This is a genomic window from Sporomusa termitida, from assembly GCF_007641255.1.
In the GTDB taxonomy this organism is placed as follows: Bacteria; Bacillota; Negativicutes; order Sporomusales; family Sporomusaceae; genus Sporomusa; species Sporomusa termitida.
Genome location: NZ_CP036259.1, coordinates 370,247 through 384,903, shown reverse-complemented (window position 1 = coordinate 384,903; position 14,657 = coordinate 370,247). Strand labels below are relative to the sequence as shown.

At 53.8% G+C, this 14,657-nt stretch carries 5 protein-coding genes, 1 pseudogene and 1 riboswitch; all 6 genes and pseudogenes read right to left on the bottom strand.

The genetic code is table 11. The features are described from left to right. Positions 1–14: 14 nt before the first annotated feature. Positions 15–2,039: a putative cobaltochelatase gene (locus SPTER_RS01735; RefSeq protein WP_144348781.1), complete on the bottom strand. Its 2,025-nt coding sequence runs from the start codon at positions 2,037–2,039 to the stop codon at positions 15–17. Between the two features lie 41 nt (positions 2,040–2,080). Further along, positions 2,081–5,869: pseudogene (cobN, locus tag SPTER_RS25780) on the bottom strand (cobaltochelatase subunit CobN). A 344-nt stretch (positions 5,870–6,213) separates the two neighbouring features. Continuing rightward, positions 6,214–6,389, bottom strand: a riboswitch (cobalamin riboswitch). A gap of 365 nt (positions 6,390–6,754) precedes the next feature. After that, positions 6,755–8,701 (bottom strand): TonB-dependent receptor plug domain-containing protein, encoded by a 1,947-nt coding sequence (locus SPTER_RS01720; RefSeq protein WP_246105591.1) that lies wholly within the window; start codon positions 8,699–8,701, stop codon positions 6,755–6,757. 91 nt (positions 8,702–8,792) lie between these two features. Further along, positions 8,793–12,518, bottom strand: a complete 3,726-nt coding sequence (cobN, locus tag SPTER_RS01715) for a cobaltochelatase subunit CobN (RefSeq protein WP_144348777.1) — start codon at positions 12,516–12,518, stop codon at positions 8,793–8,795. A gap of 34 nt (positions 12,519–12,552) precedes the next feature. After that, positions 12,553–13,584, bottom strand: coding sequence for a FecCD family ABC transporter permease (locus tag SPTER_RS01710; RefSeq protein ID WP_144348776.1), 1,032 nt, complete (start codon positions 13,582–13,584; stop codon positions 12,553–12,555). Beyond that, positions 13,559–14,566, bottom strand: a complete 1,008-nt coding sequence (locus tag SPTER_RS01705) for an ABC transporter substrate-binding protein (protein WP_144348775.1) — start codon at positions 14,564–14,566, stop codon at positions 13,559–13,561. The genes SPTER_RS01710 and SPTER_RS01705 overlap by 26 nt, the downstream gene beginning before the upstream one ends. Positions 14,567–14,657 lie beyond the last annotated feature (91 nt).

Below are 14,657 nucleotides of genomic sequence, written 5' to 3'. Positions count from 1 at the left end.
TCCTCCTTGTATCGTTAAGTAGCCAGTTGCCCGCGGACAAGACCCGCAAGGCTGTCGGTTTTAAGCTGCTCAACAGTATAGCACTTGGCACCCATGCTTGCCGCTAACTCCTGAGCGATGCCCAGTGACAGCAGATCTTTTTTCTCGGTGTCGATCACCAGACAGGTGATATCCAGCTCTTCTCTGATATTAGCCGCTGCCAGCCGCGCTTCGGCCAGCGGGCTGCCGCCCGCCATTGCGGTGGTCGCCTTGCCGTCAGTAAGTAAAATAAGGATAGGACGCATGTGCGGACTGCGCTTAAGCTGCTGCCGGATAACCTCAGTCGCTTTGACCAGACCGGCAGTCAGGGGCGTTTTTCCGCCTACCGGCAGCTCACTGAGGCACTTTTGGGCCAGTTCCACGCTATTGGTAGGCGGCAGCAGCAGCTCGGCCTGCGCACCCTTAAAGGCGATCATCGCCACTTTGTCCCGCTTTTGATAAGCATCCAGCAACAGCGAGAGAATGGCACCCTTGGTTTCAATCATCCTTTGCCGGGCCCCCATCGAACCGCTGGCATCGACGACAAACAAAATAAAGTTCCCGATACGCTTTTCCCGTTCTTTTTCCCGGATATCACCGGACTCAATAACAATTGCCAGCCCGCGCTGCCGGCGCTGACGCTGGCAGGGGGCCGCCGCCCGGATAGTGGCGTCAAGCGCCAGATCATTGCAGTCACGGCGGCAGGTGCTTCTGACATACCTGCCGGCCCGGGAATCGGTCCTGGTGCGTGACCGGCGGCCAGACCCGCGCCGTACCAGGCGGTCTTTATCATGAGCCACACGTTTTACTGCAAAAGGGTTGCCCACAGCATAAACCACTTCTTGAGCCGGTTGGGCGCTGCTAGCCTGATTGTCCTGTCCGGCTTGCTGCTCAGGTTGCTGCTCCTGAGCCGGTGATCCGGTGTCCGGGCGGTCCTGGGGCTGACGCCCAGGCTCCTGCGGCGGCTCGGTCTGCGCTGGCGGCGGTGGTGGTGGTTCAGCCTCCTGGGTACACGGCGGCTCTGGTTCCTGTTGCTGCAGCTGGGGCGGCTCACGCCGCCGGTGGGCCAGTGCCAGCGGGGCAATATCTGTCACATCCCGCGGGGTCACCTGACGATGCCCCCGCCAGGCGGCCAGGGCAATGGCCGCCCGTACAAGCACAACATCGGCCCGGTGACCGGCAACAAACGCTTGGGTGCAGAGTTCACCAATAAAGGCATAGATGGCGTCTGTAACTACCACCTGCGGCAACAGTTTTTTAGCTATGACAATTTTCTCCCGCAGTTCCTGCTGCCGGGATCGCCATTGGCTGAGAAAGGCGGCCTGGTCAAGATCAAAGGCCTCCCGGCGTTTGAGGATTTTCACCCGGTCGTGCAAATCTGTCACCCCGGTGATGTCCACACAGAGGGCAAAGCGGTCCAGCAGCTGGGGCCTGATATCACCTTCTTCGGGGTTCATAGTGCCGACAAGAATGAACGCTGCCGGATGCGTTACCCCAATGCCTTCCCGCTCAACGACATTGATACCGTTCCCGGCGGCATCCAGCAGCACATCCACAATATGATCGTCCAGCAAATTGATTTCATCAATATAAATGATCCCCCGGTTGGCTTCGCCCATTAAGCCGGGGGTGAACACCCGCCTGCCGGTTTTAATCGCCTGCTCAAAGTCCAGGCTGCCCACGACCCGGTCTTCGGTAGCCGAGATCGGCAATTCGACCACAGGGACCGGCATAACCGTAGTTTTCCGGTTGCTGTTTGTGGTCCGGCAGTGCTCACAGGCCTTCCCGGCATCCCTTGGATTACAATGGTATGGACAGCCCTGTACAGTTTCCATAACAGGCAATACTTCCGCCAGTCCGCGCACCGCCGTGGATTTGGCCGTGCCTTTCTCGCCCCGGATGAGTATACCGCCAAGCTGCGGATTTACGGCATGCAGCACTAGCCCCAGTTGCAGATTCTCCTGGCCGACTAAAGCCGCGAACGGATAGATAGTACGCCGCTGTTTTGTTACTGCCTGCATAATATCGCCTCAATTCCCAACTGGTTATAACTAACCCTGACTTACACCAATTTTGCTTTCCAGGCCGGGACATCATCGGCCGTAAAAATATCAACGGCGCCACCCTGGAATTCTCCCTGGACATCGCCCATCAGCTCTTCCATCCAGCCTTCAATCTCCACCTGGGTTTCTTTCAGGCTCTGCAACAACTCGGGGTCAGTCTGCCACAGGCCGCGCTGTGCCGCCTCCAACAGGCGCCGGTTAATCTCTTCCATTGCCCAGGGATTAGTCTCCTCAAACCATTTACGCATCGTTTCATCCAGCACATAGGTTTTAGCCAGCTCGTCAAATACCCAGTCGGCCACTGCGCCGGTTGTGGCATCCCAGCCATACACATTGGTAATGCGCTTGGCCATGTCGCCGGCCCCTTTGTAGCCATGGCGTTTCATCCCTTCAATCCAGGCCGGATTAAGGGTTTTGATGCGAATGATACCCTCGATTTCTTCTGCCAGACTGACGACAGCCGGCCGCCCCGGGTCCCGGGTATCGCCATAATAGGTTTTGACCTCACTGCCTTTTGCCAGCCGGGCAGCGGTGGTCAAGCCACCGAGAAAACCAAAATGGCAGGCGCAGCCAAACAAATCATATTCATCGGTAGCCGCCTTATTGTACGCCAGATCGACGGTGGCCAGCTGGCGTTTGAATTGTGCCGCCGCGGCCTGCCCGCCCCGTTGCCGGCCGTAAGCATAGCTGCTCCAGGTAAGAAAAATATCGGCCAGATCCTGATCGCTGTTCCAGGCGGAGGCCAGCACCGCCAGGTCCACACCCACACCGTAGGTACTGGGTTTACAGCCAAAAATCCGGGCTGTCGCCTGCTCCCAGGCCTCAGGTGAATCATCAGTCAGTTGTTCCAGGGTGTGTTTACGCACATAGTTTTGTTCACAGGGTTCATCGAGGGCGGCCACCTGCCGGACGGCTTCATCCACCAAATCCACAATCCCCGGGAAACAATCCCTGATCACACCGCTAATCCTGAGGGTAACATCAATACGGGGACGGTCAAGTTCTGTGAGCGGTACAATGCGAAAACCCTTGACCTTGCCGCCCTCCTCCCATTTTGGTTCAGCCCCCAGCAGGGTCAGAATCTGGGCAACCTGCTCACCGTCTGTCCACATGCAGTCTGAGGCCCATAACACCATGGCGCAATTTTCCGGCAGCCGCCCGGTATCCTCATGGTGGCGGTTCAGCAGGGCCCCGGCCAGTTTTTGCCCGACTTTCCAGGCAGCCCGGGTTGGAATGCATTCCGGGTCAGCACTATAAAAATTCCGGCCGGTGGGGAGAATATCCGGGCGCCCCCTGGTAATCAGGCCGGAAGGGCCTGCCGGCAGATAACCTCCCTGCATACCATGCAAAAGCCCCTCGGTCTCCAGCGAAACCGTAAGCTTGGCATCAATATCACGTATTTTATCCTGCCAGTACTCCAGTTCCGCCACGGCCGCCGCGTTAACCAGATTTTTGCCCATAACCCTGCCGGCCAGCACTAGCATGGCCGCATGTTGCACGTGCACTGCCATAACTTTTCCCCTCCCCCGTCGTTAAGCGATAAACTCTTTAATAAATTCTTTGGCGTAGTCGTTGACATCGTCAAGTAATCCGCCATAATTCTTGCCGAATTTTTCATGCCAGGTATGCGGACTATCCCGCAGCAGATCATAATCCAGCCCCATCAGTTTTGCCACCAGGCGGTTTAAGCTGCCGTCATCGCCAGCCTCATGCCTGACGATGGCGTTAAGGAAACTCACCCGGCGCTCGCCTTGCGGAACCTGACCGAAGATATGCATGCCATCCTGATGCATTCTGTTTTTTAGCCGGCTTAGTTGCCCGTGCAGTTTCTCCGCCACCAGGCCAAAGTCCTCAATTTCGCCATTGTCTGCGAGAAATTTGCCTGCTGCCGCTTTTTCTTTGATCAGGGTTTCCAGCTCACAGGCCCGGGCCGGATGGCTGGTTTTGGCTTGGGAATATTCATCCAGCAGCTGAGTGAGCTCCGCCATCGGTCCGTAGGCCCGGGTTGCAACCATAACGGTTTGCATATGGCCGATTAGGGTTGCATAACCGCGACGTTTGGCAATTGTTCCCTCGGCCGGATTATCGGTGTTGTAAATATAGAGGTTAGGGACAGTGCCCAGTGTCAGCTCCGGATAACACGCCTCAGAAAGCCCCAGTGACTTGCCGGGTAAAAATTCCAGATTGCCATGCGTACCCACATGGATTAAGGCATCTGCCCCCCAGCCATCTTCCAGGTACCGGTAGGTTGCCACATATTGATGCGTCGGCGGGCATTCCGGATCATGCAGTATTTTGCACACTTTACCATCACAGCGCGAACCGGCACACCCCCGCTTCGGCTGAACACAAACCACCACGTTGCCATACTGGACACCGGTGATCAGTATCCTGCCATCATAAACCATCGCCGGCGGCACTTCCTCTTTTTCTTCTCCCGGCGGGTTACCCCAGGTCTCAATCATCGCTGAGCGTACGGTCTCCGGGAAGCGGTCAAACCACTGCCGGTATTCTGCTTCACTTAATGATTGCCAGACACCGCCTTTAGCCACAATTTCCGCAATTGGTGTCCATCTGAAATCAGCAATCGCCTTGCGTTCCATAATGCGGTCAATGACTTCTTGGCCTGAGGCCGGCAGGTCTTCAATATAATAACCTTCTTGCTGCATGACAGCCATCAGCCGGGCCACACTGTCCAGTGAATCAAGGTTAGCCGCGCTGCCTACACTCAGTTCCACGCCGTGGCAGGGACTGCTGTGCAGGATAAAGGCAATCTTTTTGTCTGACGGCTTTTTCGCTTTCAGGGCCAGCCACTTTTTTACCCGGCGGCACAGGAAATTAACGCGTTGCGGCAGCGGCAAATACTGCTCCAGTGTCCCGGCAAGGCCTTGTTGATAGGTACGGTTTAAACAGCCGATGATCACGGGTTCAATTACCCCGCTGCATTCCGGCATGGACACCGACATTACCATTGACGGACCGGCAACACCAAACGGATCGGCCCGCCATTCGCTTTCGGTTTTACCATAAGCCAGCAGGCCCTTCACAATGGGCACATCCAGCTGTTTTAGCAGTTCATAGCCGGGAGGGCTGTTCGAGGTTCGCTTGTCTTCTTTGGTAATAACAAACAGGGACTGCAAATCAATCAGCGCATCAATTACCGCTGTACCGTTGTGCAGGTAATACGTGTTGACGACATAGCTATTATCCTCAGCTCCGGTATCCGGGTCCCGCTGATCGGTACTAAACACCGGCAGCGCATTACACCCTTGCTCTGCAAGTTCACTGACAAGAGCATCAATGACCTCGGTGTTCCGGCAGATCCAGGAGTGACGGTAAAACAGCACGCCCACCGTGGGCCGCGTAGGGCGGTAACCGGGACAATTCTCCCGGTAATCGGCGGCGCTCTCATAAATGCGGTCACTGCCGGGATAATAGATCCCCTGCCAGGAGACTATTGCCGGCGGCGGCACTGCCACCGCGGCGCCCAGCACCTCTTTCTCAATATATAGAAGGGCGTTTTTGGTGTTCTCCCGGCCGCCGAAAGTCAGATATCGTTGCACTGTCAGCGCAATTTCCGGCCTGACCGTATTATAAACAGCAAGGCCCGGCTCATAGCCAAAAGCTACTGTTGGTTTTTCCCGCACGATATGGAGAATTTCCTCCGCTATTGTGTCCCATATCCTGTCGGTCGCCGGCGACAATAGCAGTACATCGGCCTGCTGCCGGAGATATTGGCAAAACTCCTGCCTGAAATCCCGCTTCTCCAGATCCCAGGTACCGCACATTTTCAGCTCCAAGCCGGGGATCTCCCCCATAGCCTCCAAAAATGCCGGCATATAGCTTGTTAATACGATAGCCCCGACTTTCATACGCTTCCTCCCCGTCTATCATTTTCCGGACAACCATGTAGGTGATTATCAGCCAGGCAGCTCTCCTGCCAACATTGTTATGAGGTTGCTGAAGGTAGCAACCTCATACAAGAAATTAAACAATGATAATACTGAAAAACCCTTTCCCAAGGCCTGAGAAAGGTTTTTTTAGTATTACCACTATGTCAAATCTGCACTAAAAGGCTGGCAAATAAGCATTGTTAATACCTTAAATTACCGTCCTATCGCCTGTAGGATTTTTAGTAAAGAAAGAACAGGCAGTACCCTGGCTCTGGATCACTGCTCAGCCCCGCCTTCCCCAAGATATCTCCCGGTGATTTTGCCGGACTTGCTCCCCATTACAGTGGCGGGACCGCACCGGCGTTTCACCGATTTCCCTATTAAGCCTTGCGGCACCTATCTTCTCAGCAATATTTAATTAAAATATAGAATTATCCATTATAATTTTACCCTAATTAAAGGGTAAACTATATACCGGTCGTATAGTCAAGCCTTTTTTAAACAGCCATTGCATCTTGCGAACTTTTTTGAAAACATGCCGGCTGATCTCCCAGTTAAATGCTACGCTATCTGGCGGCCATGCAGTCAAGAGTAACAAATTAAATAGCATTATCGATTGTAACGATCAGGTACCGTTACCCGCTCACTGGGCGATTTTTTACATAGCCAATAGGCATGGCCCAATGCCATGCCTAAAGTGTTGTTAATCTGCCAATGGGCTTCCGCTTGCTCCCAATCACCAGCTTTTGAGCGGAGCAATAGCTGCAATTGGTCAATTACTTAAAAAGTGTAATTATAGCTTAGCCCCCAGCTAAAAGGCAGGTCCAGGTTTTCATATTTATTCAGCGAGTTATCACGGTCCAGAATATTATAAAGGTTCAAGGTAACGGTTTGATCCGCCTCCGGCTGATACCGGACGGCGGCGTTCAACTGGATGCGGTCCGGGACAGCACTGACAGCCCCGTTGATTTTATAATAACTTTCTTCCCGGTCGCCTAAATATAATAAATTCAGGTTGGTCAGCCATTTATCCTTATTATGCGTTACGCCGGCAGTGGTCTGGATTCTGCTGTTACATTGCACCCAGGCTCCACTTTCATTGTTCTCAGGGTTAGAATAACTGAAGCCGACATTATATTTCCAGTTGTCATTAATAATTTTTACATATTCCGCTTCCACACCGGTATTGCGGAAATCGCCGGCGTTAGTCATGTAGTCGGTAAGGTCATCATTTTTTTTCCAGACAAATTGATCTTTTATGTCCAGATGGTAAATGGCCAACTTAACAGACTGACTGGCATCAATGATCTTTTTCAGCCCTGTTTCATAGTTCCAGCCCTGCTGAGGTTTTAATCTGTTAAAATCAGCACCCTGTTTGCTAAAATACTGGTTGATCGCCGGCATTTGGAAAGACTTGCCGATATTGGTGTACCAGGAGGTACGGTCATTGATTTTGTACAGGGTCTGGATCTGCGGTAAGAAGACTGATTCTGATTTGGCATGATCATCAATCAACTGCTCCCGCAGGCCCAGAGTTGTACTAAGGCGGGGATTGACTGCAGAGGTGTAGGCCCCATAGACCGCCAGACTGTTGCGCAGGGTATTATTCTTGTTGACCGCAGTACTGCTTGCCAGACCGTTATAGTGCTCCCGCGCCAGGGTTACGCCGGCAACAAATGTATCAAGAGCATCGCGCATATACCAGGTTTTCTGGCTATCCCAGTTTATACCATACATATCATAGCGTTCACTACGCTTCCATGTTTTGTTTGAATAAGTATATTGGTCAGCAAAAGAATGCCTTTTATTAAATGCTAAAACCGATTTAAGATTATTGTCTTTATTATCATAAATCAGATTTATATTATTACGCACATCGTCATACTTATACAATAGAGAGCGGGAACCATTCACATTAAAACGCGGGCGGTTGGACTGCAAGTCGGTATAGGACCAGTTAAAGTCGAGTCTATCATTTAACTGGGTTGTAAAATAAAAGCTGTCCTTGGTGCTTTTGTCCAGGCCAAAGGGCAAAACCGCGGCATTCTTGGCATTAGTTAGCTTGTCTCTTGATGTCCTGTCAACAGCACCGATATATTCGCGTTTTATATAGATGGCGCTGTTGCCGAATTCCGAGCTTGCAGACCAGCTTTTATTATAGTTGCCCCCGGTCACGCCCACTGTATTTTGCTGGCTGCCTCCCGGTTTTTTGGTAATAATATTGACCACACCGGCCAGGGCTTCCGCCCCATACAGCGTAGAGCCCGCCCCTTTAAGGATCTCAATTCGCTCGACTGCGGCCAGCGGAATCCCGGTGGAGCTGTTATAATTTAATAAGTTGGCCGGCGCGCCGTTGACCAAAACCAGGGTCCCCTTATCAAGACCGCGAATAATAGTTCTGCCGGCAGACATGCCATATTCAGTGCCTGCCGGTCCAAAAGACATGTTGTTAAAACCAAGTGTGTGATCCAGGGCATCGGCAATCGTAAGGGCACCGGTGGCTTGCAGTTCTTTGGCAGTAATTACCGTTACCGATGCCGGCGTATTCAGGTCGGTGGCTTCACGCCGCTGCGCCGTAATCACCACTGAGTCCAAAGTAAAGTTTGCTGCTTGTTCGTCTGGTGCCGCCTGCGCGGCCCCGGCCGGCACCAACATGATATTGGTTAGCAGCAGACCTAATACCATTTTTTCCCACGACACCGGCAGTGTCGTTTTTTTTTGCTTCATCACTATCAAAACCTCTCTCAGAAATATTAAAATAAAGCCCTTTTACCGCCTTTTCCCGGCAGCAGTATAGCTCTTATTTTCTCTTATCCGGTCACGGATCTGCCCGTTCCTCCAGTTCCCCCTCAATTGCAAGGTACAATCGCTCCAGCTCCTGTTTTGTTGCCGGCTCAGCCTGCCACAGGCCGCGGCGTTCCGCCTCCAGCAATTTTTCGGCCAGCCGCTGCAGGGCCCAGGGATTAACCGCCTGCATCCATTGCTGAATACTATTGTCAAGAGCCAGCTTCGCCGCCAGGCTTTCATACATCCAGTCGCGCATAACCTCACTGGTCGCATCCCAGCCCAAACAGTGACAAACCAAGGCTGCCAAATCGGCCGCGCCTTTATAGCCATGCTTTTTCATACCCTCAATAAATTTCGGGTTTAAGGACTCACCGCGCAATACACGCCTGAATTCCTCCCCCAGACTCCTGGTTTCCGTATGGCTTTGATCGGTGCTGTCGCCGATATAACAGCGCGGCGCCCGGCCGCGGATACTGCGCACAGCGGCATTCATGCCGCCGCAGTAGGCATTGAAATCATCGGAGCTGAGTAAATGGACTTCATGATTGTCAATATTTTTTATCGTAATATCAAGCGTCCCCAGCCTTTGCCGGAACAGGTGCGGCAGAAACTCCCCCTGCCGGCCTGCGCCATAGGCGTGTGCCCCCCAGCGCACATATACATCCGCAAGGTCATGCACATTCTCCCAGCTTCGGGCCTCAAGCAGCGCGGCCACACCGGCCCCGTAACCGCCGGGCGGACAGCCGAAAATACGGTAGCCGGCCTGCTGCCAGGCCAGGTCATGGTCAACCCCCTGCGCTGCCAGGGCGGCGCTATCCTGTTTCATATGCTTTCTGACAAAATTCATTTCAGCCGGTTCATCCAGGGCGGCGACAAGGGCGGTCGCTTTTTCCATCAACTGGATGGCATTAAACAGCGTATCGCGAAACAAACCGCTGACCCGGGCCAGCACATCAATCCGCGGCCGTTTTAATTCCCGCAATTCAATAACCTCTACCCCGGTAACCCGCCGGCTGCCTTGCTGCCAGACAGGCCTTACCCCCAGCAGATAAAGCAGTTCGGCCAGGCATTGGCCGTTGGTCCGCATATTCGAATCAGACCACATTACCATACCGATGCTTTCCGGATACACCCCTTCTTCGGCAATATAGCGGCAGAGGACCTGTTCGGCCAGGGTCTTGCCGATTTCCCAGGCAGCGGGAGTCGGCAGGTTCCCGGGGTCGGTTCCGTAAAAATTACGGCCTGTCGGCAGGATATCCGCCCGGCCGTTGGTTGGCGCCCCGCCCGGACCGGGTTCGACATATTCCCCGTGTAAAGCCCGCAGGGTGTTGGTAATTTCCTGGGCTGTAGCTGCCAGCTTGACAGACAGTTCCCCGCAGATATACCGTAACACCAGGGTGAGGTCCCCGGTCGCGGTACCGGTAAGATTGAGTTCACGGAGCTGCGGCAGCTTGAATACTTCAACAACAGCCGTTTCAGCAAACTGATTTGCCTGCAGATACTCAACAATGACCCTGCATGTATGCCAGATAACATCAGCCAGCTCAGCATAAGTGCAGTTGCCGTCAGGCACCAGCTCGCCGCTTTTTTCTATCAGCTGATAATAATCATAGCCATAGGCCCGGGCCAGCACTTGGGGCAGCGACGGTACAGATCCGTTGGCCACTCTGGTAAGGGCCAGAATATATTCGGTAAGATTTTCCGCCTGCGGCGCCTGTCCCAGCGTGTGAAGCCCGGCCCGGATCTGCATGTGCTTTAAGTTTTCAAGATACATATGGACACGCAGAATATAATCGTCAGACAGCTCACCGGCCAGTCGGGGCACATCCTCGGCCAGATGCAGAGACGTTATTTTTGTTTCAATCTGCTCCAAGACCAGCACGGCGCCGGCTGATTGCGTGGTTTTGTAATGCGCATATTCATCCAGCAATACGTCCAGCTCGGCTAACTCTTCATACGTACCGGCCTGGCTCACCGGCGGGCAAAGGTGGCCGATTAGGCAGGCGGCGCCGCGCCGTTTGGCCTGAATGCCTTCGCCGACAATCGTAACATAATAGGGATAAATATTCGGCAAGGACTGCAAGGCCAGTTCAGGATAACAGGTCGGGGCCAGGCCGGCATTTTTTCCCGGCAGCCATTCCAGCGAGCCATGCGTCCCCACATGGATAACCGCATCGGCCTGCCACACGTCCCGTATCCAGGTATAAAAAGCAAAATAATGATGCGGCGGCGGACAGGTCGGGGAGTGCAGAATCTTGCCGGCATCCTCACCAAACCCCCGCGGCGGCTGCACCGTAATCAGAATATTGCCATTGATCTTTCCCGGCACGAGCAGGCTGTCCTTGGCAAAAAACACATCACCGGGCGGCAATCCCCACTCGCGGATCAACTCATCCCTGGTCGCCGGCGCCAGACCGGCAAACCAGTTCCTATAATCATCCTGTCTCACCTTGCCGGCCACGCGCTGTAGTTGTTCATCGGTCAGAAACCGCCGGTCATTGGTAACTCCGGCCACTAAGTCTGCCATAAGCTCACAGCCGCTGGCCGGCAGGGTATCAATACGATACCCGTTTGCCGCCATTGCCTGTAGTAAAGCAGCCACGCTGGCCGGGGAATCGAGGCCCTGGGCATTGCCGATATTGGCATTGGTCGGTGGATAATTGTGAAAAATGATGGCGACCTTTTTGCGGGCATTATCCGAATACCGCAGTTTAGCCCATTTTTCCACCTTGCCGGCCAGCGCCGTTACCCGTTCCTGCACAGGCAGATACCGGGACTCACCATAGCTGCCGGCTTCTTTACTGGAAACCACCCCGCCATGAATAATACCGTCAAATTCGGGCTGCACAATATTGACTGACAGCTCAACCGGGTTCAGGCCGACAAAACCAGCCTGCCACTCCGCCTGGGAGCGCAGTAGATTATAGGCCTGGATAACAGGCACATTCAGCTTGGCTAAAAAGCCGGTCTGGTTCTGCCTGCTTGTTGTCAGGCTGACCTTAAAGGTATTGATTACAGCGGCAATAATAACCTCATGCTGCCGATAAAAAAACTTCTCTACTGCCCTGCTTATCCCCGCCGCCGCCAGTTCCTGATTATCCTCCCACAACCCGAATACAGGCAGCGCAGCCAGCCCCCGGCCGGCCAGTTCGCTGATGATGGCGTCAATATAGGCTGTATCCTGCCATATCCAGGACTCACGGGAAAATAGAATGCCGACAAGCGGGCGGTTTTGGCGGCAAAATGCGTTCACATACTCCGCTGTGGACAGCAGGCCATCTTTTTCCCTGGCCTGAGGCTGATAGAGCCCCTGCCAGGCAAGCGCCTGCGGCGGCTGATAGGCGCACGCTTCCCGGCCGGTTTTATGGTTCAGCCATAATAAAAGGTTTTGATAGTTGCTGCTGCCGCTAAACAGGATATAATCGCGGATTTGCTTTATTTCCTCAGCCCTAAAGCCATTAATGCGGTCTGCGGTACTGTCGGCAGTCGACATAAAGGCATATAAACACCTATTTTCACTGTCTAACAATTGAAAGGCCTTTGCCGACAGCTCACATTCGTAAACCGGCCCCTGCCACAGGAAAATAACGGTGTCGCTTTTTTTCAGCAAGGCTGCATAGTGTTGCGACCAGGCAACATGGTCATTGAAGAAAAAAATCCGGATCTCTGCCAACAGCAGGTTACGATCGGCGAGATACCGGCCGGCCTGCTGCAGCATGGTCCATTGCCGCTCGACATTTGTAAAAATAATTACCATAACCCCAACTCCTTTATTTTCGGTCGCCGTGGGCCTACTGTCTCGGTATTGTTCTTAACAGATATAAAAAGTAAGGCACTCCCACCAGGGCGGTCATAATACCGGCGCGTATCTCGGACGGGCCGATCAGCACCCGCCCCAGCGTATCGCACAGCACTAAAAAGGTGGCGCCGGCCAAGGCGCTAACGGGGAGCAGGAGGCGGTGGTCCGGCCCCACCAGCAGCCGGGCGATATGGGGTATGATCAGGCCGACAAACCCGATATTGCCGCTGACACAGACCGCCGCTGCCGTAATCAGGGAAGCAATCAGCAGGATCAGCAGCCGGAAGGGCACAACCGCCATCCCGACAGCCCGGGCCTCGGTTTCGCCCAGGGCGAGGACATTCAGCTGGCGTGCCAGGAAAAACAGGACGGTTATCCCGGCGCCAATCGGCCAGAACGCTATAAAAACATGCTCCCAGCGCCGGAAATCAAGGCTGCCCACCAGCCAAAACAGATACTGCTGCAGTTTCTGTTCATTTATATAAGTTAAAATACCGGCAGTCAGTGCCCCGGCCAGGATACTGACTGCCATCCCTGCCAGCAGGAGCGGCATAACCGGAATTTTCCCCGGCCTTACAGATAGCAAAACCGTTAAGCTGACAGCGGCAGTCGCGCCGGCGAAGGCGGAAACCGGCAGCGCGAACAGCTGCCAAAAACCAATACCGGCCGCAATGGCAATAACAGCACCTGTAGCCGCACCACTGGCGACACCAAGCAGGCCGGGATCTGCCAGGGGATTGCTAAAAACCCCCTGCAGGACAGCTCCGGCTACGGCCAGGGCGGCCCCTACCAGCAAACCAACCAGGGTCCGCGGCATCCGTATATACCAAAGGAGCGCCTGCTGCTCAAAGGTAAAATCAGCGGCACTAACGCCTGGTATATATAGTTGATAGGCCAGCACCGCCGCCGTCCCGGTTAAGGGAATATCAACCTGGCCAAATGTAAGCGACAGACATGTCACCAGCAAAAAAGAAATAATTAATACCAGAATTTTACTCTTATTTTGTTTGCATAGCTTCAGCATGATGCCCTTCTTTGTAAAAAAGCTCTGGATAGACGGCTGTGGCCAGTATTACGACACTTTCAACAACATGGTGCGAACCGACATAACGATAGCGGTCAGGAATCAGTTTCACCTGGTTATTACGGACTGCGGCCACCTGCTGCAAGGCCGGGTCTGTCATGATCTGCCGTCGGTAGGCCTCAATATCGCTGCGACCGTCAAAATTCCAGGTGGGTAACAAGAATATGTCGGGATTTACGGCAATAATCTGCTCTTTGGACAGGCGGTTTTCGCCCTGTTCAATACTGCCGGCCCCTGCCCGGGCAGCACCGTTACGCACATGGGCATAATTGAATATATCGGCCAGCAGATTGTGGCGATTGCCGATAACCCCGGTAAAGTCAAAAGCCATAGCACATTTTCTCTTATCGGCGGTCACCGGGGCCAGCGTTGCTTCCAGCCGCTGCAAACGTTGTTCCATTTGCGCAATGAGTATCTGCCCTTTGTCTTCCTCGCCTACCGCGGCGGCAACCGTTTTTATTCTTGTTTTTACTGCCGGCAGGTTTTTGGGGCTTTGGGATATAAATACGGCAATGCCGGTATCTCTCAGGGTTTGTACCGCTTCCGGCCGCATAGTGCCGGCTGCCGCTATGATTAAATCCGGCCTGAGCGCAATCAGGGACTCGGCATAGGGAACGGCCCGGTTGGCAACAGCGGCGGCCTGGTCAGAGGTAATAAAAGTAATGCCCCGGTCATCAGCCCAGCGGCTAAAGGCCAGAATCCGCTCTGTGGCAACAAGGTCTACCAGCAGTTCATCAACACTATAGGCCAGTGATACAATACGTTGCGGCTTGGCCGGCAGCACCATGGTGTACCCGGTATCGTCGGTTACAGTATAGCCCGGCCCGGTGCCGAAGCTCTGATCAGCAACCGGCCTGGCAGGGCAGCCTGACAGGAGCAGACAAAGCAGGCCACTTATTAATAAACACAACAGCTGTTTCATTTTTTCCCTCTTATTTCCGTCATTGCCGGCAACTCTCTAACTATATTCAGGTTCGTAAGACCCCCGGAATTCCGTAAAAATAAACCCTCCC

Coding starts and splice junctions, on each gene's coding strand:
- SPTER_RS01720 (WP_246105591.1), bottom strand. CDS start 8,701: ATGAAGCAAAAAAAAACGACACTGCCGGTGTCGTGGGAAAAAATGGTA.
- SPTER_RS01705 (WP_144348775.1), bottom strand. CDS start 14,566: ATGAAACAGCTGTTGTGTTTATTAATAAGTGGCCTGCTTTGTCTGCTC.
- SPTER_RS01710 (WP_144348776.1), bottom strand. CDS start 13,584: ATGCTGAAGCTATGCAAACAAAATAAGAGTAAAATTCTGGTATTAATT.
- cobN (WP_144348777.1), bottom strand. CDS start 12,518: ATGGTAATTATTTTTACAAATGTCGAGCGGCAATGGACCATGCTGCAG.
- SPTER_RS01735 (WP_144348781.1), bottom strand. CDS start 2,039: ATGCAGGCAGTAACAAAACAGCGGCGTACTATCTATCCGTTCGCGGCT.